Origin of the sequence: Alteromonas abrolhosensis (assembly GCF_001953635.1) — a bacterium.
Taxonomy (GTDB): domain Bacteria; phylum Pseudomonadota; class Gammaproteobacteria; order Enterobacterales; family Alteromonadaceae; genus Alteromonas; species Alteromonas abrolhosensis.
Map to the genome: position 1 here is coordinate 888868 of NZ_MEJH01000003.1, position 25201 is coordinate 914068.

The 25201-nt window shown below is 44.2% G+C and carries 26 protein-coding genes; 17 read left to right on the forward strand and 9 right to left on the reverse strand.

All coding sequences use genetic code 11. The features are described from left to right. Positions 1-68 precede the first annotated feature (68 nt). From BGK61_RS05980 to arsB, 3 genes are read left to right on the forward strand one after another with little or no spacing between them, the layout of a single operon-like run. Positions 69-536, forward strand: a complete 468-nt coding sequence (locus tag BGK61_RS05980; protein WP_076011666.1) for an arsenate reductase ArsC — start codon at positions 69-71, stop codon at positions 534-536. Then, on the forward strand, positions 536-1303 hold the full coding sequence (gene arsH, locus BGK61_RS05985; RefSeq protein ID WP_083648675.1) for an arsenical resistance protein ArsH: 768 nt from the start codon (positions 536-538) through the stop codon (positions 1301-1303). The genes BGK61_RS05980 and arsH overlap by 1 nt, the downstream gene beginning before the upstream one ends. Before the next feature lie 11 nt (positions 1304-1314). Next, the gene (arsB, locus tag BGK61_RS05990; protein WP_076011667.1) at positions 1315-2355 is read left to right on the forward strand and encodes an ACR3 family arsenite efflux transporter; all 1041 of its coding nucleotides are present in this window, start codon (positions 1315-1317) and stop codon (positions 2353-2355) included. A 198-nt stretch (positions 2356-2553) separates the two neighbouring features. Here arsB and BGK61_RS05995 read toward each other — a convergent pair whose 3' ends face one another. Beyond that, positions 2554-2952 carry a response regulator gene (locus BGK61_RS05995; protein ID WP_014999337.1) on the reverse strand — a complete coding sequence of 133 codons (399 nt, stop codon included), beginning with the start codon at positions 2950-2952 and terminating at the stop codon, positions 2554-2556. 179 nt (positions 2953-3131) lie between these two features. Here BGK61_RS05995 and aceK point away from each other — a divergent pair, with 179 nt between their 5' ends. The 3 genes from aceK to BGK61_RS06010 all read left to right on the forward strand — a co-directional run bounded on the left by aceK (position 3132) and on the right by BGK61_RS06010 (position 7114). Next, the gene (aceK, locus tag BGK61_RS06000; protein WP_076011668.1) at positions 3132-4880 is read left to right on the forward strand and encodes a bifunctional isocitrate dehydrogenase kinase/phosphatase; all 1749 of its coding nucleotides are present in this window, start codon (positions 3132-3134) and stop codon (positions 4878-4880) included. Between the two features lie 156 nt (positions 4881-5036). Beyond that, positions 5037-5717, forward strand: coding sequence for a response regulator transcription factor (locus BGK61_RS06005; RefSeq protein WP_014999339.1), 681 nt, complete (start codon positions 5037-5039; stop codon positions 5715-5717). Further along, the gene (locus BGK61_RS06010; RefSeq protein WP_076011669.1) at positions 5714-7114 is read left to right on the forward strand and encodes a sensor histidine kinase; all 1401 of its coding nucleotides are present in this window, start codon (positions 5714-5716) and stop codon (positions 7112-7114) included. Before BGK61_RS06005 ends, BGK61_RS06010 begins: the two co-directional genes overlap by 4 nt. A gap of 108 nt (positions 7115-7222) precedes the next feature. Here the strand turns inward: BGK61_RS06010 and BGK61_RS06015 are convergent, their stop codons facing one another. From BGK61_RS06015 to BGK61_RS06025, 3 genes are all read right to left on the reverse strand, one after another. Beyond that, positions 7223-7861: an RpiB/LacA/LacB family sugar-phosphate isomerase gene (locus BGK61_RS06015; protein WP_076011670.1), complete on the reverse strand. Its 639-nt coding sequence runs from the start codon at positions 7859-7861 to the stop codon at positions 7223-7225. Between the two features lie 213 nt (positions 7862-8074). Next, on the reverse strand, positions 8075-8635 hold the full coding sequence (locus tag BGK61_RS06020) for a DUF3833 domain-containing protein (RefSeq protein ID WP_044557046.1): 561 nt from the start codon (positions 8633-8635) through the stop codon (positions 8075-8077). A 59-nt stretch (positions 8636-8694) separates the two neighbouring features. Beyond that, positions 8695-9351, reverse strand: coding sequence for a chalcone isomerase family protein (locus BGK61_RS06025; RefSeq protein WP_076011671.1), 657 nt, complete (start codon positions 9349-9351; stop codon positions 8695-8697). A 108-nt stretch (positions 9352-9459) separates the two neighbouring features. Here BGK61_RS06025 and BGK61_RS06030 point away from each other — a divergent pair, with 108 nt between their 5' ends. Further along, positions 9460-10413: a 1-aminocyclopropane-1-carboxylate deaminase/D-cysteine desulfhydrase gene (locus tag BGK61_RS06030; RefSeq protein WP_014999344.1), complete on the forward strand. Its 954-nt coding sequence runs from the start codon at positions 9460-9462 to the stop codon at positions 10411-10413. Here the strand turns inward: BGK61_RS06030 and BGK61_RS06035 are convergent. After that, positions 10395-11207, reverse strand: a complete 813-nt coding sequence (locus BGK61_RS06035; protein WP_014999345.1) for a sterol desaturase family protein — start codon at positions 11205-11207, stop codon at positions 10395-10397. The genes BGK61_RS06030 and BGK61_RS06035 overlap by 19 nt on opposite strands. Next, positions 11194-11622: an SRPBCC family protein gene (locus BGK61_RS06040; protein WP_014999346.1), complete on the reverse strand. Its 429-nt coding sequence runs from the start codon at positions 11620-11622 to the stop codon at positions 11194-11196. The genes BGK61_RS06035 and BGK61_RS06040 overlap by 14 nt, the downstream gene beginning before the upstream one ends. Before the next feature lie 401 nt (positions 11623-12023). Here BGK61_RS06040 and BGK61_RS06045 point away from each other — a divergent pair, with 401 nt between their 5' ends. The 4 genes from BGK61_RS06045 to nspC all read left to right on the forward strand — a co-directional run bounded on the left by BGK61_RS06045 (position 12024) and on the right by nspC (position 16462). Beyond that, positions 12024-13022 (forward strand): AraC family transcriptional regulator, encoded by a 999-nt coding sequence (locus BGK61_RS06045; RefSeq protein ID WP_076011682.1) that lies wholly within the window; start codon positions 12024-12026, stop codon positions 13020-13022. Between the two features lie 207 nt (positions 13023-13229). After that, positions 13230-13640 carry a hypothetical protein gene (locus BGK61_RS06050; RefSeq protein ID WP_014999348.1) on the forward strand — a complete coding sequence of 137 codons (411 nt, stop codon included), beginning with the start codon at positions 13230-13232 and terminating at the stop codon, positions 13638-13640. A 298-nt stretch (positions 13641-13938) separates the two neighbouring features. Then, the gene (locus tag BGK61_RS06055; protein ID WP_014999349.1) at positions 13939-15141 is read left to right on the forward strand and encodes a saccharopine dehydrogenase family protein; all 1203 of its coding nucleotides are present in this window, start codon (positions 13939-13941) and stop codon (positions 15139-15141) included. Positions 15142-15331: 190 nt separating this feature from the next. Then, the gene (gene nspC, locus BGK61_RS06060; protein WP_014999350.1) at positions 15332-16462 is read left to right on the forward strand and encodes a carboxynorspermidine decarboxylase; all 1131 of its coding nucleotides are present in this window, start codon (positions 15332-15334) and stop codon (positions 16460-16462) included. Between the two features lie 91 nt (positions 16463-16553). Here the strand turns inward: nspC and BGK61_RS06065 are convergent, their stop codons facing one another. The 3 genes from BGK61_RS06065 to rsmI all read right to left on the reverse strand — a co-directional run bounded on the left by BGK61_RS06065 (position 16554) and on the right by rsmI (position 18593). Further along, positions 16554-17321, reverse strand: coding sequence for a glycosyltransferase family 2 protein (locus tag BGK61_RS06065; protein WP_076011672.1), 768 nt, complete (start codon positions 17319-17321; stop codon positions 16554-16556). A gap of 65 nt (positions 17322-17386) precedes the next feature. Continuing rightward, positions 17387-17650 carry a hypothetical protein gene (locus BGK61_RS06070; protein WP_014999352.1) on the reverse strand — a complete coding sequence of 88 codons (264 nt, stop codon included), beginning with the start codon at positions 17648-17650 and terminating at the stop codon, positions 17387-17389. Between the two features lie 106 nt (positions 17651-17756). Continuing rightward, positions 17757-18593 carry a 16S rRNA (cytidine(1402)-2'-O)-methyltransferase gene (gene rsmI / locus BGK61_RS06075; protein ID WP_014999353.1) on the reverse strand — a complete coding sequence of 279 codons (837 nt, stop codon included), beginning with the start codon at positions 18591-18593 and terminating at the stop codon, positions 17757-17759. Positions 18594-18734: 141 nt separating this feature from the next. On the opposite strand from rsmI, the gene BGK61_RS06080 reads away from it, so the two are divergent. The 6 genes from BGK61_RS06080 (at position 18735) to BGK61_RS06105 (ending at position 25126) form a co-directional block, all read left to right on the forward strand. After that, positions 18735-20735: a penicillin-binding protein activator gene (locus BGK61_RS06080; RefSeq protein WP_076011673.1), complete on the forward strand. Its 2001-nt coding sequence runs from the start codon at positions 18735-18737 to the stop codon at positions 20733-20735. A 3-nt stretch (positions 20736-20738) separates the two neighbouring features. After that, positions 20739-21080, forward strand: coding sequence for a YraN family protein (locus tag BGK61_RS06085; RefSeq protein ID WP_014999355.1), 342 nt, complete (start codon positions 20739-20741; stop codon positions 21078-21080). A gap of 182 nt (positions 21081-21262) precedes the next feature. Then, positions 21263-22351: a glycosyltransferase family 4 protein gene (locus BGK61_RS06090; protein WP_076011674.1), complete on the forward strand. Its 1089-nt coding sequence runs from the start codon at positions 21263-21265 to the stop codon at positions 22349-22351. 176 nt (positions 22352-22527) lie between these two features. Continuing rightward, complete coding sequence (locus BGK61_RS06095) at positions 22528-23124, forward strand: phosphoheptose isomerase (protein WP_014950522.1); 597 nt, start codon at positions 22528-22530, stop codon at positions 23122-23124. A 24-nt stretch (positions 23125-23148) separates the two neighbouring features. Beyond that, the gene (locus BGK61_RS06100) at positions 23149-23724 is read left to right on the forward strand and encodes a BON domain-containing protein (protein WP_083648676.1); all 576 of its coding nucleotides are present in this window, start codon (positions 23149-23151) and stop codon (positions 23722-23724) included. After that, a complete protein-coding gene (locus BGK61_RS06105) occupies positions 23708-25126 on the forward strand; it encodes an MFS transporter (RefSeq protein ID WP_411454513.1) in 1419 nt (472 codons plus the stop codon). The genes BGK61_RS06100 and BGK61_RS06105 overlap by 17 nt, the downstream gene beginning before the upstream one ends. The last annotated feature ends 75 nt before the right edge of the window (positions 25127-25201 follow it).

The window sequence follows — 25201 nt, forward strand, 5'->3', positions numbered from 1 at the left end:
TTAGTTATTAGCTAGTCGTTTTTTGTTGACTACACCACGTAGCATCAATCATCCAACCAAGGTTTTATATGAAGATTTTATACATTTGTACGCACAACCGTTGCCGCAGCATTCTTTGCGAGGCCATCACCAACGCCTCGAACGGCAATGTTGAAGCACGTAGTGCTGGCAGCCAACCTGTAGGAGAAGTACACCCTCTTTCTCTTAAGTACCTTGCAGAGCGCGGGTTCAGTACAGACGGCCTTCAAAGCCAGTCGTGGGATGAATTTGAAAATTACGATGCTGATCTTGTAGTGACGGTTTGTGATTCAGCGGCGGGCGAGTCATGCCCTGTTTATTTCGGCAAGTCACTTAAAGTGCACTGGGGCTTAGAAGACCCGTCTAAGTTAGAAGGTAGCGAACAAGAGAAGGCCAAGGCATTCAACAACACCATCGATATTATTGAAAAGCGTGTAGTAGCTTTAGCAGAACTTGCTGAGAAAAACTTAGATAAAGCAGCGCTTAAAGAGGCGCTATCAAAGTTAGGAGCCCAGTAATGGGTAACAGTAATTCAATGAACCAAGATATATCAAGCAGCCAAGAAAGCTCAACGGTACAAAGCCCGTCAACTAACGCGGTTATGGAGCAAATGCACAAGCCCATTATGGCCAATTTTGCCTCGAAGTTTTCCGCGCATAAGCCTCGCATTTTGTTACTTTACGGGTCGCTTAGAGAACGCTCTTATAGCCGTTTGGTCATTGAAGAGTCGGCAAGATTACTTGAGTATTTTGGTGCAGAAGCCAAAATCTTTGACCCTCGTGGATTGCCACAACCCGATACTGCAGATGACTCACATCCAAAAGTGAAGGAACTGCGTGAGCTTATGATATGGTCTGAAGGACAAATTTGGTGTTCACCAGAGCGTCACGGCAGCATGACAGGCATCATGAAAAGCATGATTGACTGGGTACCGCTTAGTCTTGGCGGCGTACGCCCAACTCAAGGTAAAACATTGGCTATAATGCAGGTTTCTGGCGGTTCACAGTCGTTTAATGCGGTAAACCAAATGCGCATTTTAGGCCGCTGGATGCGCATGTTAACCATCCCTAACCAGTCTTCTGTTGCAAAAGCGTTTCTTGAATTTGACGATGAGGGTCGCATGAAACCCTCGCCATACTACAACCGCATTGTGGATGTAGTTGAAGAGCTAGTGAAATTTACTTTGCTTACCCGTGACAACAAAGACTTTTTAGTTGATCGCTATTCTGAGCGCGTTGAAAGCGCAGAAGAAGTAAGTAAGCGTGTTAATCAAAAATCCATATAGGGCGAAGAAAAATGGGATTCTTTGAACGTTATTTATCAGTGTGGGTAGGTCTTTGCATAGTTGCTGGAGTGGGCTTGGGCTATACAATGCCAGGCGTATTTGCCTCGATTGCTGCATTGGAATATGCACATGTAAACCTAGTAGTAGCGGTACTTATTTGGCTAATGATTTACCCAATGATGGTACAAATAGACTTTGCGTCGATTAAAGACGTGGGGAAAAAACCAAAGGGCCTTATACTGACACTTGTGGTTAACTGGCTTATCAAACCCTTTACTATGGCGCTATTGGGTTGGCTATTCTTTAAGGGTATTTTTGCCGACTGGGTAGACCCACAAACTGCAACCGAATACATTGCAGGCATGATCTTACTGGGTGTTGCACCTTGTACAGCCATGGTTTTCGTGTGGAGTCACCTTACCAAGGGCGATGCTAACTACACGCTAGTACAAGTTTCTATAAACGATCTTATTATGGTAGTTGCATTTGCACCGCTTACCGCCATGTTACTAGGCGTAACAGATATTGCAGTTCCCTGGGACACCCTGCTGCTTTCCGTAGCACTGTATGTTGTATTGCCATTGGTAGCGGGTTATTTCACGCGTCGTCAATTGGAAACCAAGAATAACAAGGTGCAGAAAACAGGTACAACCAATGGCGCTGTTGATGCGTTAGTTAGTAAGTTCAAACCATTTTCAGTCATCGGCTTGTTGCTAACTATTATTATATTATTTGGCCTTCAGGCCGAAACCATTTTAGCGCAGCCGCAAGATATCGTGCTGATTGCTATTCCGCTGCTTATTCAGACTTATGGTATTTTTGCCATCGCCTATTTCGCAGCAAAACGTTTGAGACTGCCGCATAACGTTGCGGCACCTGCATGTATGATTGGCACGTCGAACTTTTTTGAACTCGCAGTTGCAGTTGCCATTTCTCTGTTCGGGCTTCACAGCGGTGCAGCGCTCGCTACCGTTGTAGGCGTACTTGTTGAGGTACCGGTCATGCTATCGCTTGTTTGGTTCGCGAATAGAACTCGCCACTGGTTTAACTAACTGCTCTACCACAAGCAATGAGTACTTAGTTGAACAGACCCCTTTTGTGGGGAGTTTGGGAGTTAATAAAGACTAATTAGCACTCAGGTATTGGCTATCTAGAACAAGAGTCAGAATATAGAACAAGAATTAAGATAAATAATTGCGCAATAAAAAAGGGCGAACTTTCGTTCGCCCTTTCAAATGCATTCATAGTAATTAAACCGCAATAGCTGCCTTGGAGGTGACGGGAAGAATAAAACCAAAGCGCTGCAAAACTGACTTCAACACGTCTCGTTTTATCGGCTTTTCAATAAAGCCTAATGCGCCTAATGACATCACTTTCTCTTGCATCATAGGCTGAATATCACCAGAAACGACGATAACAAACGTTTCAAGTTGACGGCGTTTTATTTCACTTAATACACTGATACCATCCAAAACAGGCATGGTCAGATCCAGTAAAACCAAATCTACTGTGTGATGTGCTAATACTTCTAAAGCGTCCATACCATTTGACACTTCATAAATAGTTTCAGCAAAACCGTCCGGCAAATTGCTTCTTGCCATCTTGCGTGCTAACGCCGAGTCATCACAAATAAGAATATTAAAACCCATCAAATACAAACTTATAATTGGTTATTAATCCGTCAACAGAATACATTAAACAAAAGTATAAGAAAACAAAAAAGTGGCTGATTATTGGTAACTTAATCGCTATTTGTACCAATCTCCACTCTTCAAGCAATTTATTTTGTGGTAGATATAGCGGGTAACAGAATAAGGATCCCACGGCCATGCAAGAGTTCGCTGCTAGTCAAGATAAGAGTTTGGTGAGAAAAGTCGCCTACCAAATTCTTTCTCATTTCGATAAAAGTTACCGCTGGTTCACGCGCATCACACGTGGCGCTCAAGAAAGGTTTGAGAAAGGGAATTGGAAAGAAACCCAGCTAGCTTCTAAAGAGCGAATAACCATTTATGAGCAGAGCCTGTCAGACGCCGTTGCCGAAATTTATCAGCTAACTCAGGTACACCAAAAAGACGACGTATTTTGGCAAGAGCTTAAGAAAGTGTTTGCTTTGCAACTAGAGGGCCATCCACAGTTTGAGCTAGCCGAAACGTTCTACAACTCTGTAATTGGCCGCTTGTTTAAGCACAGAAAAATCGATAACGACATGATGTTTGTTCTGCCCAGTCGCTGCTTCTTGCCTGGGCAAGACCGACACAAAGTGATTAACAGCTTTGATACCACCACCACAGTACGTGAAATGTACGAGTCGATTTTTAAAATATATCGATACAATATTCCGTTTGAAAACTTTGAAAGGGATCTGCAAAACCTTGAAAACGCGCTTCGTGCTCGCTTGAATAAGGAGCAATTAGCCAGTGTTCAAGCTGTGGAAATTCTCAAACCCACCTTTTTTAGAGGCAAAGCCGCTTATTTGATTGGGCGTATTTGCATGCCCGATGAAACGCTGCCGTTTGTCATCGCTATGCGCAGATACAACGAGCCTCACATGTTTGTGGACGCACTGCTGACTGATCGCAAAGACCTAAGCGTTATTTTCGGATTTGCGCGCAGCTACTTTATGGCTGATACCCAAAACCCTGCGGAAGTTGCCGCCTTCCTTCAAGAGCTTCTTCCAAATAAGAAACACTTCGAACTGTATATGGCCATGGGGCACTACAAACACGGTAAAACTGTGTTTTATCGCAACTTCTTGCAGCACGTGGACGAGTCGGACGACAAATTTGAGGCTGCCCCGGGCATTCGCGGCCTGGTAATGATGGTTTTCCACCTGCCCTCTTATGGTGTGGTGTTTAAGATAATTAAAGACGAGTTCGCAGAGAGTAAAAAAATCACCCGTGAGCACGTTAAAGAATGCTACAAACTCGTAAAAATGTCGGACCGTGTTGGCCGAATGGCTGATACCCACGAATACGTAAATTTCAGATTTCCGCTTGATAGAATTGAGCCTGATTTGGTTGACGAACTTAAAGAGACGTGTGCATCAAGCCTAGAATTCACGGAATCAGAACTCATCATTAAACACATGTATATTGAGCGGAAGATGACGCCCCTCAACTTATACTTACAGGAAGAAACCGACGAAGAGAAAATTACGCGCGCTCTTGATGAACTTGGACTTTGCATTAAACAAATTGCCATGGCGAATATATTTCCTGGCGACATGCTGCATAAGAACTTCGGCATTACGCGACACGGCCGCGTGATTTTTTACGATTACGATGAAATTTGTCTAATGAATGAGCGCAACTTCAGGGCCCTACCCAAATCGGATGATCCTTATGCAATTGATACCTTATCGGTAGCCCCTAATGATGTATTTCCAGAGCAGTTTGAACACTTTATTGTAGGTAAACGCAAGTTCAAAGATATTCTTAAATCGCTTCACGGCGATTTGATGACCCCCGAGTATTGGCATGAAGTGCAGGAAAAATGTACGCGAGGCGATGTTCAACACTTTACGCCTTATAACGCCAATATGCGTTTTGACAGAGGTGAGCCGAGCCAAAATGCTTAAAAGTGATCGGTTCATTACTTAACTCTCGTAAAAGCATGTGAAAGCGATACCGCTTTGCGACTGCTTGTCTTCGCGCGCTGATTTTTAAATACCGCATAACGGTAACAGCGACGCCAATCAAGCGTGTGAATGTTGACGAACAAAAGAAGCGTAATAATGAAAGTGCTACTTGTAGAAGATGATCCTAAGGTTGCCTCGCACATTGCAAACGGACTATTGGGTGAAGGGCATGAATGTATTACTGTAGGTGACGGAGCATCAGGCTACCACCAAGCATCAAATAACGATTTAGATGCGGTGATATTAGATGTAATGCTTCCTGAGCTTGACGGCTTTTCGGTGTTGGAAAAACTTCGCGAAGAAGGAAATACAACGCCTGTTTTGTTGTTAAGCGCAAAAAGCCAAGTTGAAGATAAAGTTAAAGGCCTGCGTACAGGGGCAAATGACTATCTCACAAAGCCTTTTGCCTTTGAAGAACTGCTTGCCCGCGTTGAAGGCCTTGCAGGTCGTAATAAAGAAGGCGAAGACAAGACGCTTATAAAAGTCGGCGACCTTACGCTAGATTTGGTCAACCGCAAAGTTCTGCGTGGTGACCAAGAGATTGATTTACAGTCTAAGGAATTTCAATTACTAGAATGTTTGCTTCGTCATAAAGGCAAAGTTGTGACGCGAAGTATGCTGCTTGAGCAAGTTTGGAATTATCATTTCGACCCCCAAACTAATGTGATTGATGTTCATATTAGCCGTTTGCGTCAGAAAGTGGATAAAGCGTTTAACGTCCCGCTTATAGAGACTGTGCGAGGCACAGGTTATCGAATAGCGGATGGGCTTGCATGATAGCAATACGCGACTTTACGCGTAGTTCTAGTTTTCGCGTAGGCGTATTGCTCACCACCCTAGCTTGTATTGCTATCGTTTTAATTGTTTATTTTTGGCGATTGACCAGCAGCGACCTGTTTATTTCAGAGTCTCATGCTGCGGTCAATGCCAAAACTAATGCACTGATAACCCTCTACGAAAACCTCGGCATTGATGCCGTTAAGTTGGCGATAGCGAAAAGCGATAGCCAGTCTTATCTTGGTGACAAATCGATAGCTTCAGAAACCGACCACCTGCGCTCATTTGTTGTGCTAAGTAAAGGTGAGGAGGTAGTGGCAGGCAATTTGTCCTCTGTCCCTCTTGTGCTGGAGCGCCATGAAGGCGCCAGTTTTAGCATCTCAGAGATAGTTATCACCCGACCCAATAGCTCCGTGAGAAAAACATTACGTCAAGCCCTTATGAGAGAAGTTACCCTTGGTGACCATGTGCTTTACGTGGGTCGTGGCATTGACGATTTATATAGTGCACAGTGGTTTGGTAAAACTTTCAGCTGGATCATTGTGGTGTTGCTTTGTACCCTGAGTGTCCTTAGTTTTGCCATAGCCGTTTACGTGGTAAATCGAATTAACCGCATGTCGCAAACGGCGGATAAGATTATCAAAACGGGAAACTTGCAAGAGCGTTTAGAAATTGACAGTAATTGGGACGATCTGAGCAGTTTGTCATTGGTGTTTAATCAAATGCTCGATACTATCGAAAGCTCAGTCAACAATATTAAGTCAGTGACCGATAGCATTGCACACGACTTGCGAACGCCCCTATCTAGACTTCGCAACACGTTAGAAAAAATCGAAGACGATCAACTAAGGGAAGATACAACACAAGAAGCCGATAACCTGCTTAATATGTTTAACAGCTTGTTACGCATAAGTGGGCTTGAAACCACCAATAAAAAAGAAGGCTTTTGTACCACTGACGTACGCGCTATTGTAGAAGACGTAGTTGACCTATATCACCCCCTTGCAGAAGAGCGCGACATTACCCTATCGAGCGAGCTCGATGCAGTTACTATGCTTGCCGATCCTAACCTGCTATTTCAAGCTGTAGCTAACGTGTTAGACAACGCCATAAAGTACTCTAATGAAAATAGTGTGGTCACCGTACAGCTCTCTACCACGGCGAGTCATATCGTGATTGCTGTGAACGATGCGGGAATTGGCGTGGGTGAACATGAAATTGTTAATCTAGAACGCCGATTTTATCGGGCAGACGGAAGTAGAACCAGTAAAGGGAATGGGTTGGGCTTGTCACTAGTATCTGCTATTGTGAAGCTACACGATGGTCACATTTGGTTTGTTCACGACCCGCTTGTGAAGGGGCACGGGTTGGGCGTGGTGTTTACGTTTAAGCGTTAAGTTCTAGATTCTCGCTTTTTGTTTGCGAACAAAAAACGCTGAGGTCTTTTTCAGAGCATCAGCGTCTTTTAAAACAATATTTTTAACGTTGTAGTGTGTGGCGGCCGCTTACGCTAATAGCGACTTCACATACGCTTTAATATCTTCATCTTGACCATGCTCAAACAGACATTGCTGGAAACGCTCGCCACACACAGCTGTTTTAACCAGCTCAACGTCCATTTTTTTCAGTGAATCAACATAACTCTCAGGCGCCAACGCACGCTTCAAATCTGCAAGAATACCAGCGTTTCTTACTTGAGGCTCTTTACGCTCAACGGGATAGCCAGCGCCACGCTCGCCCGTTAGCGCTTTTTCAAAGATATAGCGCGCGTTCAGTTCAGCGCCCCATCCAAAGCCTTTTGCAAAAGGTAACGCTAACGCATTACCGTTATTAACCTGGTTAAACAAAAACGCATCTGAAGGGTCGATACAATAACCGCAAAACACGCCCGGGTGAGCATTTAAAGACATCATCGCTCCTTGACCCGTACCACAGCCTGAAATCACGAAATCGACAGCTTTCGAATTAAGTAAAATGGCCCCCATTATACCTAAGTGTACATAGGTAAGATGGTGATCAGTTTCGCTGTCCATACCCACATTGAATACAGCGTGCCCCAGTGAGTCCGCCACGCTTGTGAGCTCATTTAATATTACCGGATTCTTAGCCGCCTGACTGTTTTCCATCATCAATGCAACTTTCATGAACGCTCCTAAGCAAAGAAAAATAACGAATTAAACGCTTACATTAGCACGGAACGAAATGCCACCTCACGGGTTATGCGAAAGTAAATGGCGATTAGTTTCAAATATGAAACGAAAAGGAAAATATATGAGAGATGGAGGGTCGACTAGCAGCGAGTTGCTGACCAGTAAATCTACTGGTCAGCGTTTAGTGTAAGGTAAAAAAATAGCGTATTAATCTGTTTGTTTTTGCATAAAAATAGTGACTTCTGCCATCACAATGCCGAACTTGCGAATGTACGAACGGTTCATCATGGTGCTGTCGTCAAATGCCCAAAACCAATCATCAAAGGTTACTGAGTAAGTAGTATCATCCACCGGCAAATCCATCTCGTAGTGGAAGTTGAACGCATTCCCATAGCTTGTGCCTTTGGCAGGTCCTTCAATGTCACTTGCTCGTCCTACAAAGCTATTATCGCTCTGTTTTACAATGGTCCAAGTACGGGACGTTGGGCCCTCGCCTACACCGTAATTAAAGGATTCATCAAGGGTTAACGTATCGCCATCTACTGAACCATCGATGTCTACTACGAACCTTTGCACCACCTCGCCCGAGCGATTTTGAACAATGCCCCACGCCTTAACATTTCCATCAAAAAATTGCTCAATATTGAAGGCTGGCGAGACAGACTTATAGTCTTCACCTTCTACCGAAACTGAACAGCCTGAAAGCCCCGCAACTGTCAGTGCAGCGATCCCTAATCCTAATACAAAGTTCATCGTCTTTTTTATCACTTTCATAATCCTACTCGATAAATGAGATAGCCAGGGGTGACGCTAATAAATAGCCGCCTTCACCCGTTTCCCAGCAGTTTTTTTCTAAATTTTGGCTCAGACGTTTTATCGCTTAACCAGATGTCAAAAAAACGCTGTGTAAATGCCTTGTCGTCGATTTCATCAGCCTTTTCACCGTTAACGTAAAACACGCTTGTGCCTTCTTTTGTGGCAATACCCGTTATAACGTCGCCCTCGCTCACGTCGGGAAAGATAGCTTCCATTAATGAAAGCCACTTATCTGAATCATCAGCAGACACGTCCCCTTGCTTTTTCATTTCATCAATAGAGCGTTGAGCAATTTTTTTACCTTCAAGATCTCGTTGGTACGTTAACTTGAGTGCAAAGGGGGGCTGGTTTTGGTAAGCGCCATCAGGCGCATAAAGCTCACCGGTATACACATCCCAGAAGTAGTAAGAGAACATGCCTTTACCAACCAGTTTTGCGTTGGGCACATAACTATTGATGTGCTTAGCATCTGGCTCTTGCGCTACCGCATTGTTTGACATAGCTAGCCCGCTTATTGATAGCGAAACAAAAAGAATGAACGAAAATACCTTTGCAGCCTTGCTAGCGCTATTTTCCATCAATTTCCATTTAGTTTTGGTGCTGTTACTAGGTGTCGATAAGAAGAGCTCCATCAACTGGCGATGTAGGCTATGTGTTTTAGTAACCATAAATTTGCTCTTATAAACCGTAATAAAAATTACAGGTCTTTTATTGAATTTCTAACTGGTTATACTCTTGCCTTCACACATTTGATCAACTGACACTAGGCTCTCGTTGTGCTTTCCCTTGATGCATTTAAAACGTCACTAACCCTGCCATCGCCGCTAATCCCATTTAGGCCAATTTGGGAAGGAGCCGACAAAGTTTCGCTATTTGTTAAGCGTGATGATGCTATTCACCCTGTGATGTCAGGTAATAAATGGCGCAAGCTAAGCCATGCGCTCACAAGCCCGTTGCCAAAAGCCATAGTGAGTTTCGGCGGAGGCTTTTCTAACCACCTTCATGCACTAGGGTTTGTTTGTCATAAATTGGGCATTCCTTTGAACGCCATTATTCGCGGTGACTACAGCGCTTCACCTACACCCATGATTGAGGATCTGAAGAGTTGGGGTACTCATATCAATTATGTAGACCGAATCACGTACAAAAAGCGAAACGATAGCGCATATTTACAACAACTTAAGCAACAGCACCCTGATGCGACCATCATTCCTGAGGGAGGAAGCCAAGCGCAAGCGCTTCAAGGGATAGAGGACATGGTTGATGAAATTGACATAGACTTTGATTTTATTGTCGCTCCTGTCGCTAGTGGAGCTACATTGGCGGGAATAGTCAGTGCATTAAATAAACGTAATAAAAATAATGCAGCAGACACGCACCAACTGGTCGTTTGCAAAGCTATCGGTGTTGGCGTGTTGAAAGGTGAAGACTATTTAGAGGCGTTGGTCGAGCAATTTCTTCCAGCCTCGCTTGGTCGATCAAATTGGCATATTGACCACAACTATCATTTTGGTGGTTACGCCAAAGCGCCAAATGAGCTTCAAACCTTCTGCAACGATTTTAAAAATACTTTCGATTTTGATATCGAGCCTGTTTATTCCGGCAAAGCCTTTTGGGCAGTTAAAGATATGCTGGCCAAAGGTATGTTTAAAGACGGCTCGCGGATTGTGATATTGCACACCGGCGGTTTGCAGGGCGCAAGGCCATTTCATCAATTTGCGACAGGATAGCCAAACAACCTCTTTAACTTTGCTTTAATCCCTTTTGCCTGCTGAAGCTGTTCACGAAGCACACCTATTTGACTGAAGTTGGCGCTAAGCGGGTTGTCCTCAGGCATTTTTCCTATAATGCCGTACTTTATCGTTATCGTTTTGTCTTCTTTAGCGAAAGTGCCGAATAACTTATCCCATGTAATAAGCACGCCACCGTAGTTCTTATCGATATATGGTTTATTCGTAGCGTGATGGATTCGGTGATGCGTAGGCGTGTTGAAGATATGCTCTACCCAGCCTAGGTTTCCAATCGTTTGAGTGTGTACAAAAAACTGATAAGCCAGATTTATAGCGACAATGGCAAAGACCAGACTTGGCGAAAAACCAATAAGAATCATTGGTACCCAGAACAGCCACATGCCGACAAAAGGATACAAAATGCTTTGCCTGAAGGCCGTTGTGAAATTCATTTTTGTCGAGCTGTGATGTACCACATGCGCTAGCCAAAACCAGTGTATGTTGTGTGAAGCACGATGAAACCAGTAGTACAAAAAGTCTTGAAGGATAAAACCTGCAAAAAGTGACAGTGCACTAAGCTCTATTTTAAATAGTGAAAATTGGTGTAACCAAATAAAAAAAGGCATTAATAGAAGCAAGACCAATGCATCAGAGCCCTGATGCAGTAGTGCAAGTAAGGCATTGTTCACACTGTCTTTAACATCGTAAAACTGTCGCGCTCTTTTAAACTCAATAAAGACGCAAAGTAGAAAAACAGGGCTTAACCCTAGCAAAATAAGTTCAACGGGGATCAAAACGTGCTCCTAACTTATCTAGACATTGCTCAATATCGTTTTGCAACAGGCGCGTCAGTAACCAGTTTGGTATATACCAGGGCGCCCGACAGGTAATGCGATAAGAAACGTTTGTGGCATTTTCCTGCTGCGTGAACGCAATAACGCCCCTGTGAGCCTTCACTGGAAAGTCATCAATGACTCTATATTCAATGCCGTTTGTATCTGCGTGAACAATCTCTTCTTTAAAACGTACACCAAGAATAGTGACTTCTCTTACGCAGCCCTTTCCGCCGCTAATCTCATTATCATTTTCTGCTTTCAATACCTTAAACGACGCGTTGAAAAAATCGCTTAAATTCTGGTGATCAAGCAGCGTATCGCGCAGTTCTTTGGGCGTTGCAGCAATATTTTTTTGGTAGTAAACGTTAACCATCTACGTTATTTCCTTTTCTGATGGCTCCTAGAGCCTGTTGACCTTTGTTGTACATTTTTGCAGCGGTCTGTGTGCCATCTAGACAAGGCGAATGTTTGACGGTTTAGTGGTTCTAAATCGAGAACATTCAACGCAGTATAGATGGCACAAAGGCGCTGCCCGAAGGGGTCTAAATGGAAGCCTTTTACTCTTTGTCACAGTCCTTTAACTTAGCCCGCTAGGCTTGCAGGACTGCTTCGCGATTAAAAGGCTTCCATTTAGACCAAAATTCGTACACCAAAGGTCAACAGGCCCTAGCATAAATTGACATTTTTATTTTATCTTGCGTTAATGCGACAGTGTTTTTGTTATTTTGCGACAAGCATATGCCATCAGTTTCCCCAGCCTACATTCAAAGTACGGTGAGCTATTTAGTTAGCTTAGGAATTAATACCGACGATATTTCGTTAACTTCCCAGAAGCAGTACTCTCTGGCTGGTTCTTCACGTGTTGATATGGATGTATACGTGGAGCTATTAAACCAAGGGGTAGCACTAACCAACAATTCGTTATTTGGTTTTGAATTAGGTAAACATATTCAGGCGAAAGATTACGGGGTGCTGGGTTACCTTGTTGAAAGCTGCGAAAACTTGGCTCAAGCCATAAATGCGCTTACCCGCTTTGACGCTTTAGTTGCTGACATCGGCACCACTAGCGTGTTTTTCGAACAAGACAATACCCGCGTAGAGTGGGTACCCAAAGGCGCAGATTGCAAGCAGATGGTATTGCGCAACACCACAGCCTGGGTAGCCACCGTCTACAAGATATTAGGTTCTGCCTGTAAACTGAATGCCGTTACCTTTACTTTTCCGTTGAGCGATTCGGAAAAAGCGGTACTAGAGAAGTGGTTTAATTGTGGGGTGGTTGATAACGCCAACACCAATGCGATTATTTTTCCTCAGCACCTTTTACATATTCCATTTACCAGCGAGAACAAAGCAATGTTTAGTGCGCTGGTGAAAGTGACCGAAGAAGAACTAATGGCGTGCAAAAGTGGTGATCGCATTCAATCTGCCAGTAGCCAGTTCAACGCCAATCAGCATGAAGATATAAGTCATAAAGTTGTTGCGCTTTTAAAGGCAAACCCAACACTCAAAGACTGCGATCAGCAACGTGTAGCCAATGCACTATTTATCAGCCCCCGTACTCTACAGCGAAAATTGAAGCAAAGTGGCACCAGCTTTCAACAAATTCTCAACAATGAGCGCAAAGCTCGCTTAAACGAATTACTGAAACATCACTCCATCGCTGATACCGCAGACCTATTGGGATTTCAGGAACAATCATCATTCACCCACGCCTTTAAGAAATGGTACTCAACAACACCACTGAAATACCAAAAACAACTTTTAGCGCATTAAAGCTAGTGTCCACTTCCTCATCGACGAACTATTAAGTCGCGTTGAAAAAGAACCGATAAAAAGCAATCGCCTTAGGATTAGTCTCTTAATCTTTTAGTATGAAATGGTAATGTTTAGCTATCGCAATAGTGATTATTAAACTAATGTGACGTTGTAAGCGTAGGTATTAGCAAGTGTCCAGCAACGCTAACTCACAGGAGATGCGCTATGATCGACCGTCCAGTTACATTGCCAACGCCATTAAACGTACTCGTGTCGAAGTCACTAAGCTTATGTGAGCTTATGTTACCCGTATGCGATGTGTTTTATCCCTTTGCGGCCATCTATGAAAACGGCCGGGTAGGATGTATTTTCAACGACGAAACGCAAGGCAAGAAGCGCGAGTCGCAGCTTATCGAGCAGCTTCAGTGGCGAATTATCGATACCACCACCGACACAAACAGCTACAGCGTATTGGTTTATGCTGCGGCAGTTAATACGCAAGACAGCAAAACCCTCGACGCCATCGCCATCGCTACCGCAACACCAAACCATGAAGAGCGATTGATTCTTTACCCTTATTACAAAGTTGATGATAAGGTAGTCATTTCACCGCCTATAGATACGGTTACTCGCTAGAATCCTAGCGAATTAAGACCTTTAACCGAGCGGAACTACAGACACGTTAGTGATAAAAAACGTGTCTGTTTTCGTATCAGCTCAAACATCGATTAAACGACGTATCTCGGTGTGGACCATAAACGGTCAATAACGAGCGCTTTAAAAGGTAGGCCATTTGTAGGTGTGCAATACCTTTTAGATTCGTTGTAACGATTAAAATTTTTTGTACTGTCATGGGCTGTCTTTGCTTGCCAAATCCCATTGGTCTGCTAGCATTCAGCCCAAAATTCATTAGCAAAATTAGGGATTAGTTATTATGTCTCGCGTTTTAATTATTGGTGCTGGCGGTGTTGCGTCGGTAACTGTGAAAAAATGTGCACGTTTACCGCAACATTTCGACGAAATTTACTTAGCAAGCCGCACGGTATCTAAGTGCGAAGCGCTACAACAAGAAGTAGGTGCAGATCGCGTTAAGGGTGTTTTCGCTGTTGATGCTGACAACGCAAAAGAAGTTGAAGCACTTATCAACGAAGTAAAACCAGACCTAGTAATCAACCTAGCGTTGCCATATCAAGACCTTCCAATTATGGATGCATGTCTTGCAACTAATACTGATTACCTAGACACCGCCAATTACGAGCCTAAAGACGAAGCGAAATTCGAATACTCGTGGCAATGGGCTTACCAGGACAAGTTTAAAGACGCAGGTATTATGGCTCTTCTTGGCAGTGGCTTCGATCCAGGTGTGACTAACGTTTACACAGCATATGCAGCTAAGCATTATTTCGACGAAATCCACTACCTTGATATCGTAGACTGTAATGGCGGCGATCACGGTCAGGCTTTTGCGACTAACTTCAACCCTGAAATCAACATTCGTGAAATTACTCAGCGCGGTCGCTATTGGGAAAATGGCGAGTGGAAAGAAACGGATCCACTAAGTGTACGTGAAGATCTGGACTACCAAAACATTGGTGTTCGCGCGTCTTACCTAATGTTCCACGAAGAGCTGGAGTCTATTGTTAAGCACTTCCCTACCCTTAAGCGCGCACGCTTCTGGATGACCTTTGGTGATGCTTACTTAAACCACCTGCGCGTACTTGAAGGTATTGGTATGACTAGCATTGAGCCGGTTGAATTCCAAGGCCAGAAGATTGTACCTCTAGAGTTCTTAAAAGCAGTACTGCCTAACCCTGGCTCACTTGCCGAAGGTTACAGCGGTATGACGTGCATTGGTACTTACATCACAGGTATTAAAGATGGCAAAGAAAAAACTATCTTTATCTATAACAACTGTGACCACGCGAAGTGTAACGAAGAAGTGGGGGCGCAAGCAGTATCTTACACCACTGGTGTTCCTGCTATGATTGGCGCGGCGCTTATGCTTAACGGCACGTGGAAAGAAGCGGGTGTTTGGAACATGGAACAATTCGATCCAGACCCATTCATGGAAATGCTTAATGAGCACGGCCTACCATGGCACGTACTTGAATGTGAAAGCAGCCCTTTCACCAAATAATCGAAATATCAGGGCGCTTAAATAAAGCGCCCTTTTTTGTTAACGCTATAACTGCATTCGAAACGTCTCAAATTATCCTAGGTTGTTAAACTGCACTAGGCAGCCATTTTTTGAGCTAAGGCCAGTTATGTAATACATTAAGCGTTGCGCAAATATTGAAAGTAGTTTTATTTTTTGGAGCTTTATCCCATTGACCGATTTAACTCAACGCACTGATATTCCCTCTCCTTGCTATGTACTGGAAGAAGCAAAATTAATTCGTAATCTTGAGCTGATGAAAAGGGTTCAAGACGAATCTGGCGCACGTATTATTCTAGCCCTTAAAGGCTTCTCTATGTGGTCTTGTTTCGACATCATTAAACAGTATCTGCACGGAGCAACGGCCAGTTCGGTTTGGGAAGCAAAGCTTGCTGCAGAGATGGGTAAAGAAGTTCATGCTTATTCTCCAGCGTACAAAGCAAACGACGCAAAGGAATTGGCGGGTCTTGTTAACCACCTGTCTTTTAATAGTCTGTCCCAGTGGAACGCGCATAAAGACGTGCTAGCAGGCGTGTCGTTAGGCCTTCGCATTAATCCTGAGCATCAAGAAGCCGATACGCCACTGTACGACCCAGCTGCGCCAGGTTCGCGCTTAGGCATACGTGCTAGTGAGCTTGAAGGTGTAGACTTATCTGGTATTGAAGGCTTCCACTGCCACAACCTCTGTGAGTGTGATTCTTTTGCTACTGCACGCACCCTTGAAGCTATCGAAAAACGCTTTGGCAAATGGCTTGGTCAGTTAAAGTGGTTAAACCTAGGTGGTGGGCACCTGATGACCCGTGAAGGGTATGATGTTGAGCACCTCATCAAAACACTAAAAGACTTTAAAGCCCGTTACCCACACCTAGACGTAATTCTTGAGCCAGGCTCTGCCGTCGCATGGCAGACAGGGCCATTAATTTGCGAAGTGGTTGATATGGTAGAAAACGACGGAGATATCGCTATTCTAGACATTTCAGCTACTGCACATATGCCAGATGTACTGGAAATGCCTTATCGCCCTACAATTTTGGGCGCGGGCATGCCTGATGAAAAAGCATATAATGTGAAGCTAGGCGGTAACTCGTGTCTTGCCGGTGACGTTATTGATACCTATTCATTTGATGCGCCACTTAAAGCAGGCGATCGTTTACAGTTTGAAGACATGATGCATTACACCATGGTAAAAACCACGTTCTTCAACGGTGTAGAACATCCTGCTATCGGTATTTTGCGCTCTAACGGCGACTTTGAACTGGTTCGCGAATTCAGCTACGAAGACTTCAAAGGCCGTTTGTCTTAAATCTGAGACGGGAAATTTATTAGCGATTCACTATGAAAAAAGCCCGTGACATAGACGTCACGGGCTTTTTCTTTAATTTGGTAGATGCTAATTATTTACTAGAGTTCGATTGCTCTAATGCCCACAGGCCTGCATATTTATTAAACTGATATTGCGCGAACAAAACCGCGAATAGTAACCCTCTGCTGCCATCCAATATACCTAATCGAAATATATAAATTTGGATAAAGGTGAGCATTGAACGTAAAAGCGCTAATGGAATTCCGTGGCTCTTTTTACCTGCTTTAAATTTTTTAGTCGCCATCAAGCACGTATAATCACGGTTTTTATACAATAAGTGTTCGAAATCGCGCACTGAATAATGTTTTAAATAGCCACCTTTCAAACAAATTGCGTCACCTTGATGAACCACTTTTTCATGAACGATATCTTTGGTGAAATGCGACGTTTCTCTTTTAAAAAGCCTTGTTGGCGCTCTTCCGGTTCTTCCAAACCTGGTAACTTTACCAAGGAAGATGTTGCGCCATCGCAATTTGTAGGCACTATGCGTAGGTTCGGATTTGAGTAACGCTGAAATTGTGGACGCTAGTTGTTCGTCCACTTCCTCATCTGCATCGAGGGACAAGACCCAATTGCACGTAGCTTTTTCCAAAGCTCGTTGCTTTTGAATACCAAACCCCTGCCAATCGGTAATAAATACTTTGTCAGTAAATTGTCGAACTATGTCTACCGTTTTATCTGTACTACCGCTATCAAAAACAATAATTTCATCAGCTATTTTTTCGATAGATTTCAGACAGCGAGCTATGCGATCTTCTTCGTTTTTAGTAATGACAATAACTGAGAGAGTTTGGCGCATACTTCGTTCCTAAAGAAAGCTTCTAAATCAGGCGAGTATACCGCAAATATGCGTAGTAATGATCTCTAAACGACCCCACTTCCCGATGCTGCTTCAGTTTTATCAATTTCTCCTTCGGCTAACACTTCATCATCTAACTCTATTTTGAAGGAGGTTCCTGCTTTTCCCTGCAAGCTATAACGAAAGCCGTACATTTCGCCTTTATTTAGGGAAACTTCCGCAAAGGTATTAGGATGAATTAAATCATAAACACCAGAATCGTTTGCTTTAGAGAATATATCAACCAACCATTTTCCGTCAGACATGGTGATCTTAAGTGTCTTTGTCATATGCGCCTCCTTTAGCTTCAGCCTATTATCAACTGTATGGCTGACGTAAATTACACTCCTTTGTATTTATCCCACGCCGCTTAAGATCAACAATACATCTAGTTGGCTAGGCTTTTGCGTCTAGTCCCGCTTGATAAAGCGCATTTTTTTTCAAGTCGTAGTGACTAGCCACTACGGCTGCCGCCTTTTTGAGTGGCATATGTTCGCACAAGGCGTTCAGTAGCGACATTGCCTCACTGGGTATTTCTTGGTCACTTACCTTAGCAGGGCCTATCATGACCACGAATTCTCCCTTTTGGTGTGCAGCATCAGCATTGAGATAATCAATTACATCTTGCGCGCTGCCACTCACATAGGTTTCGAAGGTTTTAGTAAGCTCTTTTGCTACCACAATCTGGCGTTCGCCTAAAACGCGCTGTATATCGGTAACCGTGTCTAAAATTCTTCGCGGTGCTTCGTAATAAACCGTGGTAAAGGTTCTATCTAGTAGAGCTGACAACACGCCTTCTCGCGCTTGGGTTTTAACCGGCAAAAAACCTTCGAATATAAACTTGTCGGTGGGAAGTCCTGACGCGCTTAATGCCGTTATGGCGGCGCAAGGCCCAGGTAGTGCAATGACAGGAATACCTTGCTCGCGACATTTGCGCACTAAAACAAAACCCGGATCGCTGATGAGCGGTGTTCCAGCATCACTAATTAAGGCTACCGATTCCCCGCCTTTCAAGCGCTCACACAACATGGCTGTGCGCTTGTCTTCGTTATGTTCGTGCAGAGAAAGGGTCTTCGTTCCAATGCTAAAGTGCTGTAAAAGTCGAGCGCTGTGACGGGTGTCCTCGGCGGCAATCCAGCTTACTTCACTTAATACGCGTATTGCTCTGGCACTCATGTCGTCTAAATTACCGATAGGCGTTGGAACAATATATAAGGTAGCGATGTCTGTCATAACAGTGGTTAAGTCTTACGTTGAATTGGAAGATTATGCGATAAGTGTATCACGCCATTAGTCCAGATTATGCTGGCAAGCGTAGATTTTCATACTGGTTAAGATAAACTTGGCCTATAACGATGTAAAAGGAATGAAACTGTGCGTCATATTGGACAAGCTGGAAAATTTTTTACGCTATCAGCCATTGCTTCGGTATTGGTGTTATCGGGTTGTGGAAGTACCCCTAAAACTCAGTCAAAGCCTGTGGTAGTGAAACCGAACCCAATTGAAACCACACAGGTTGAAGAGAACGTCACTCCAGAGCACAAACTCGTAGAAGCTAGAAAAGTGTGGGAGCGCACCCGCAATAAAGAGCAGCGCGACAAGCTATTACTGCAAGCAGCTGATCTCTACCTTCAAAACAACCAGCCTGTATTAGCTCAGCAGGTTCTGTATGAAGTAAAAGAAGATGGGGTAACAGGAGCAAATCAATCCTATTATTCCCTTTTAGTTACTAAAGCTTATGCGGGAATGCCTGATGCGCCGGCAGAAGAGCTGCTGGCAATGTTAGATGGTGTGAACGCAACGGGTGAAGCGGCATTTCAAAAAGCAGAACTGCAAACTCAGTTATACACGAAACAAGGCAACTTTGCCGCCGCAGCAAATAGCGTATTGAAAACCAATTTAACTGACGATGAAAAAGTGCAACAGGTTTGGGAGTGGATTACCTCCATACCCACTTCCTCACTTGATTCAGTTGGAAAAGCTTACCCCGACCTATCGCCTTTTATCACGCTTCGCAAATTAACCGAAGAGAACGCGTCGTCACCGAACAAATTAGCCAGAAGCCTGCAGCAATTTAAACAAGTTTATCGCGGGCACGTCTTAGAAAATGCCCTGCCAGAAAATGTAATTAAAGCCACCCAGCTTACTGATGCTGGCGCCAATGACATCGCAGTGTTACTTCCACTTTCAGGCAGACTAGAACGCACAGGGCAGGTAGTGAAAGATGGAATTATGGCGGCTTATTATGCCGATGTAGAGAAGCGCCAAGATGAGCACCTCCTACCTCGCTTGCGTTTCATCGACACCAATAATGCTGACACACAGCATTTACTAAGTGAAATTGGCGAGACCAAATTTATCATTGGCCCTCTTTTAAAAGACACTGTTGAGAGCTTGATCCCCATTTTACCTGTGGGTGTAAATGTACTTGCATTAAACCGACCGGAAGAGTTGCCAGAGAATGCACCAGCAAAAAACTCAGCGGTGACGTCTTCTAATGCATTGGCAGCGCAAGGCTCATTGACCAGCAGCACAGACCTCGTTGGTGAAAGCACACAAGACGAATTCCGTTCATTAGATTTACCCACCTCGCTTAACTATTACGGGCTGGCACCAGAAGATGAGGCAAAGCAACTTGCTGAATTTATCTTTAACAAGGGTTGCCGTGCTCCCATTGTGATTGCCGCACAAAGCAGCCTTTATCAACGAATGGACACCACGTTTAAAAAGCACTGGAGAATGCTAAATAGTCAGGAAAACAAGCAACGCGCTAATATCACATCTGTGTCATTTAACGACAGTAACTCACTTCGAGAAGGGATTACACAGGCGTTAGATGTAGCTCAAAGTAATGAGCGTATTAATCAAATTGAGTACATGACTAACGATGAAGTGTACAACATGCCGCGAAGCAGACGCGATATTGATGCCATTGTTGCTTTTGCATCTCCTCAAGATACCGAGCTACTTAACCCAATCATTGAAGCGAGCTTAAACCCGTATGACGGTAAGTTAGTTCCTGTATATGCCACGTCTCGTTCGATGGATTACGACAGTGGTAAGAATCAGTGGCGCGATCTGCAAAATGTTCATTTTATCGATATGCCATGGTTAATGCCTTCACATAAATGGCAGCCTCTTCAGCAAGAAGTCGAACAGGCTTGGCAAAATCAAAATACCATGCAGAAGCGTTTGTTTGCGTTTGGTTTTGACGCTTATCAGTTGCTTCCACAACTGGGCATGCTTAACACCCTGAAATACCTTTCACACGAGGGGTTAACGGGTACGCTTTCACTTAATCAACAAGGTGAAGTAATACGCAAGCAGCCTCAGGCAATTATTCGTAACGAAAAAGTTCAAATGCTTTCGGAGTAAAATATGTCAGTACTGCAAGGGAGTGCAGCAGAAGACAAGGCCTGTAAATATCTGATGGAACAAGGCCTTACTCTTCGATGTCGAAACTACCACACCCGACGCGGTGAGCTCGACATTGTAATGCAAGATGGCAGCACAATTGTGTGTGTCGAAGTTAAATACCGAAAACGAAATCAGTTTGGCAGTGCTTTAGAGTTTGTTACTGCCAAAAAGCTGCAGAGAATTCAGGCTGCGTTTGATTTCTATTTGTTAGATAATGGCTTAAATCCAGCGTCTACTCCTCTGCGAATAGACGTTGTTGCCATAGACGGAAGCAACCTTCAGTGGTTGAAGAACATTGGCTAAAGACCGAAAACGTTCGGTTATATGACCGACGTTGTTTTGAGAGGGCGATAAACGTGTGCCGATGGTGAACGCGTCCGAAAATAAACGAAAACGTCTTTAGGCGAGGAGTATTCCGTTTGTTTTATCTTATGATTTGCAACCCTTCATCTATGTGATGAAAGATTCTTAGGTTCCCACAAATAATGAGTCATCCCAATAACAAGATTTCGCCCAGCAGCGCTGATAACCAAGAAATTGAATTAATAGTTGGCAACTCCAGCTCTAACTTTTCTGGCGTAACGTCGACAATGCTGCAAGTGACATCAATTCAAAAGCACATGATAAATTTGCGAATAATGGGCAAGCACTTTGTTCCAGACCCATCGATGACAATTACCTTTTGGGAAGCCGCAAAAATGTGTCGACGCCCGCTAAGTAACGGTAAGTGGCGAATTTTTCATGCACGCCGTGTTGACGAGATGATTCAGGGAGTGATCCTCAAATACGTTTTTCGCGCCAAAATAAAGCTTGTATTTAGCTCGGCCGCTCAGCGAAAGCGTTCTGCTTCAACTGTGTGGTTAAGTAATAAAATGGACGCGGTGATTGCCATGAGCAACCGCTCTGCGAAATATTTAAATAAGCCTCCAGCAAAAATTAACCTTCATGGCGTTCAAATAGATAACTACACGCCTGCAGAAAACAAGCAAGAAGCTTGGCAGGCATTAGGTTATGGCGGAAAGTACGGCATTGGTATTTTGGGCAGAGTAAGAGAACAAAAAGGCGTTCATCTATTTGTTGAAGCGTGTATCAAAGTATTACCCAAATACCCTGACGTAAACGCAGTAGTTGTAGGTGCTATATCCTCAAGTAACCAAGAGTTTGTAAACGAGCTTAAAGAAAAAATTTCTAAAGCCGGGTTAACCGACCGAATTGTTTTCACCGGTGAGCTACCGTTTGAGCAAATTCCTAAAATCTTCAGTGCATTGTCACTAGTAAGCGCGCTTAGCTATAACGAAGGCTTTGGTCTAACCGTGCCCGAAGCCATGAGTGCTGGAGCTGCGGTATTGGCTACTCAGGCGGGTGCATGGGAAGACATCGTTAGGCCAGGCGTTGACGGGTATATTGTTCCTACCAAAGACCAGCAAGCTGTCACAGAAAAGATGGATTTACTTCTTTCAGATATGGACAAACTCGCAAAAATGGGCAAAGCCGGACGCGAACACGTTGTGAAAAATTTTAAGGTTGAAGATGAAGCTAGAAACCTGGTTGAGTTTTTTCGAACACTTCAATAAAAAACGCGTATTAAATGGCGCTAATGATTAACGTTAAGTCGAGCTTTCTCACTTTGAAACGTCGGCTTAAGCAGGTGTCACACAGATACTGACGATGATATGTAACAGCGCGCTGCAATGAGTGCTACAAATTTCACCAAATGGTCTGCCGTCAGGTGAAAACAAAGAGACGACACATGATTGAACAAATAAAAGCAAATTTTACTGAGAGTATTCAAACCAAAATAGCGGCATCGGAAATATTACCAGAGCATATTGAGAAAGCGGCGTACATGATAGTAGAAGCCTTAATTAGAGGTAATAAAGTACTAAGCTGTGGTAATGGTGGCTCTGCGGGCGACGCGCAGCATTTTGCTTCTAATATGCTCAACCGGTATGAACGCGATCGCCCCAGCTTACCGGCAATCGCGCTAAGCACAGACACCTCTACCCTAACGTCGATTGCAAACGACTATAACTTCGAAGAAATCTTTGCGAAGCAAGTGCGAGCGCTCGGTCAACCCGGAGATATATTGTTAGCTATTTCAACCAGCGGTAACTCTCGTAACGTCATTGCAGCGATGGAAGCGGCATTATCTCGCGATATGACAATTGTCGCACTTACTGGCAAAGACGGCGGTGAAATGGCGGGCTTTTTAAGTGAGCATGACGTAGAAATTCGCGTACCGTCAAACCGCACTTCTCGCATTCAAGAAGTTCATTTATTGGTAATTCACAACTTATGTGAATGCATTGATGACAGCTTATTTCCAGCCGATCACGGCGACGAGTAATTTAAAAAGATGATGAGGACACAAGTGAAAAATTTAGGACTACTGGGTTCTTTATTAGCCCTTATTCTTACATTACAAGGGTGTGTGGTGGCCGTAGGTGCTGCTGGCGCTATGGCAGCGAAAGTGGCTAACGACAGACGTACGGTGGGCACTCAACTTGATGATCAAAATGCCGATGCTGCTGTGTCGTACCAGTGGTCAAAAAGCGATACGCTTAAAGAGCAGGCTAACCTTCAAGTGGATGTTTATAACGGTGTAGCATTGCTAACCGGGCAAGCGCCAAACCAAGGCTTAGTTGACGAAGCTGTGCGCCGCGCCCAAGAAGTAAGTTATATCAAAAAAATTCACAACCAAATTCGAATTGGTGACCCCATTGGCGCCGGGACTCAAGCCAACGATATTTGGTTAGCATCGAAAGTTCGCACTAAAATAGTCGCAGACGAGCGAGTACCTGCATTACAGGTAAAGGTAGTAGTTCAAGACTCAGAAGTATTTCTGATGGGTCGACTGACCAACCAGGAAGCGACAGCTGCGGTAGATATCGCCCGTAATATTACGGGTGTCGCACGCGTAGTCAGAGCCTTTGAAATTGTTCAATAGAGAGTTAGCCACTGCCCTTTTAGTTGCAGGGGCACTCTTTATGGAAATACTAGACGCCACGGTTATCACCACGGCTTTACCTGTCATTGCTGCCGACTTCAATGTACCGGCAGCTCACCTTTCTATTGGTGTCTCGGCTTACTTGGTAGCCGTCACCTTGTTTATTCCTTTAAGTGGTTACGCAGCCGATAAATTTGGCGCTCGCACTATATTTGTAGCAGCGATTGCTGTATTTACCTTAGCCTCGGTACTGTGTGGATTGAGTACCAGTTTATTTGAATTCACTTTATCCCGCATATTCCAAGGTTTAGGCGGGGCAATGATGGTTCCCGTGGGAAGATTAGTGGTTCTGCGGGACTTGCCAAAGGAAAAGCTAGTAAAAACCGTGGCCATTATAACCTGGCCTGCGTTAAGCGCCCCCCTGCTAGGCCCTGTATTAGGCGGCTACATTGCGACTCATTTTAGCTGGCAGTGGATTTTTTATATGAATATTCCACTGGGTATCATCGCTATTATTGCGTCTCTGTATTTACTCAAAAACATCAAAGGCGATGTGGGTAAATTCGATATTAAAGGCTTCTTACTCACAGGGGTCGGCTTTGCACTATTCATGGCGGGGATCGAATTTCTAGCCAGTACCAGCGATAAACTCCTTCACTCACTTGGCATCATCGCATTAGGCTTAGTTCTTATGGTATTTGCGGTTCGGCACGTAAAAACAGCTAAAAACCCGCTGTTTTCATTCGACGCCATGCAGCATAAGACATTTAGGCTCACTGTCTATGGTGGCTCTGTCGTGCGCGTAGCACTTGGCAGTGCCCCGTTTCTTGTACCGCTAATGTTGCAGCTTGGGCTAGGTTATTCGCCTGTAGAAGCCGGCTCACTTTTGCTGTGGCTGTTTGCTGGAAACTTAGCGATAAAGCCAGCGACAACGTGGATCATGAATACCTTCGGCTTCAAACGCGTGCTTGTAGTAAACGGCGTGCTCATCGCCCTTGGCTTTGTGGCTTTGGCGATGATAAACCACACGACATCGTCATTTACTATTGCCGCTATTTTGTTTGTTAACGGTATCACTCGCTCAATGCACTTAACGCTAATAAACACCATTGCTTTTGCCGACGTTCCACCCAATAAAATGCGAGACGCGAACACGTTAGGCGCAATTCTAATGCAAATGAACCGCGGCCTTGGCATTACGCTTTCCGCGCTTGCTATTGCTGCAGCCGCCTTCATTCTTGGGCAAAGCGCCGGAGCGCCAAATTTGCAAACCTTTACGCTGTCTATGATGTTTATGGGTGCCGTGGCGCTTGTTAGTATTTACGACAGCTTAATGCTGTCAAAAGAAGACGGTGATTCAGTATTAAATAAGCGTAAGGCGAAAAAAGCACGGCAGACTTAGCTCATAGGCTTCATTAAGTGAACGGGTGACAAATGTCACATGCGATTGATGACGTTTGTGACTAACGCAGACCAA

Bases quoted from the DNA above. Each gene is read 5' to 3' on its own strand.
- BGK61_RS05980 (WP_076011666.1), top strand. From the start codon at position 69: ATGAAGATTTTATACATTTGTACGCACAACCGTTGCCGCAGCATTCTT.
- rsmI (WP_014999353.1), bottom strand. From the start codon at position 18,593: ATGACAGACATCGCTACCTTATATATTGTTCCAACGCCTATCGGTAAT.
- BGK61_RS06040 (WP_014999346.1), bottom strand. From the start codon at position 11,622: ATGGTTAACGTTTACTACCAAAAAAATATTGCTGCAACGCCCAAAGAA.
- arsB (WP_076011667.1), top strand. From the start codon at position 1,315: ATGGGATTCTTTGAACGTTATTTATCAGTGTGGGTAGGTCTTTGCATA.
- BGK61_RS06090 (WP_076011674.1), top strand. From the start codon at position 21,263: ATGAGTCATCCCAATAACAAGATTTCGCCCAGCAGCGCTGATAACCAA.
- BGK61_RS06070 (WP_014999352.1), bottom strand. From the start codon at position 17,650: ATGACAAAGACACTTAAGATCACCATGTCTGACGGAAAATGGTTGGTT.
- BGK61_RS05995 (WP_014999337.1), bottom strand. From the start codon at position 2,952: ATGGGTTTTAATATTCTTATTTGTGATGACTCGGCGTTAGCACGCAAG.
- BGK61_RS06085 (WP_014999355.1), top strand. From the start codon at position 20,739: ATGTCAGTACTGCAAGGGAGTGCAGCAGAAGACAAGGCCTGTAAATAT.
- BGK61_RS06025 (WP_076011671.1), bottom strand. From the start codon at position 9,351: ATGGTTACTAAAACACATAGCCTACATCGCCAGTTGATGGAGCTCTTC.
- BGK61_RS06055 (WP_014999349.1), top strand. From the start codon at position 13,939: ATGTCTCGCGTTTTAATTATTGGTGCTGGCGGTGTTGCGTCGGTAACT.
- arsH (WP_083648675.1), top strand. From the start codon at position 536: ATGGGTAACAGTAATTCAATGAACCAAGATATATCAAGCAGCCAAGAA.
- BGK61_RS06095 (WP_014950522.1), top strand. From the start codon at position 22,528: ATGATTGAACAAATAAAAGCAAATTTTACTGAGAGTATTCAAACCAAA.
- BGK61_RS06015 (WP_076011670.1), bottom strand. From the start codon at position 7,861: ATGAAAGTTGCATTGATGATGGAAAACAGTCAGGCGGCTAAGAATCCG.
- aceK (WP_076011668.1), top strand. From the start codon at position 3,132: ATGCAAGAGTTCGCTGCTAGTCAAGATAAGAGTTTGGTGAGAAAAGTC.
- BGK61_RS06010 (WP_076011669.1), top strand. From the start codon at position 5,714: ATGATAGCAATACGCGACTTTACGCGTAGTTCTAGTTTTCGCGTAGGC.
- BGK61_RS06065 (WP_076011672.1), bottom strand. From the start codon at position 17,321: ATGCGCCAAACTCTCTCAGTTATTGTCATTACTAAAAACGAAGAAGAT.
- BGK61_RS06050 (WP_014999348.1), top strand. From the start codon at position 13,230: ATGATCGACCGTCCAGTTACATTGCCAACGCCATTAAACGTACTCGTG.
- BGK61_RS06005 (WP_014999339.1), top strand. From the start codon at position 5,037: ATGAAAGTGCTACTTGTAGAAGATGATCCTAAGGTTGCCTCGCACATT.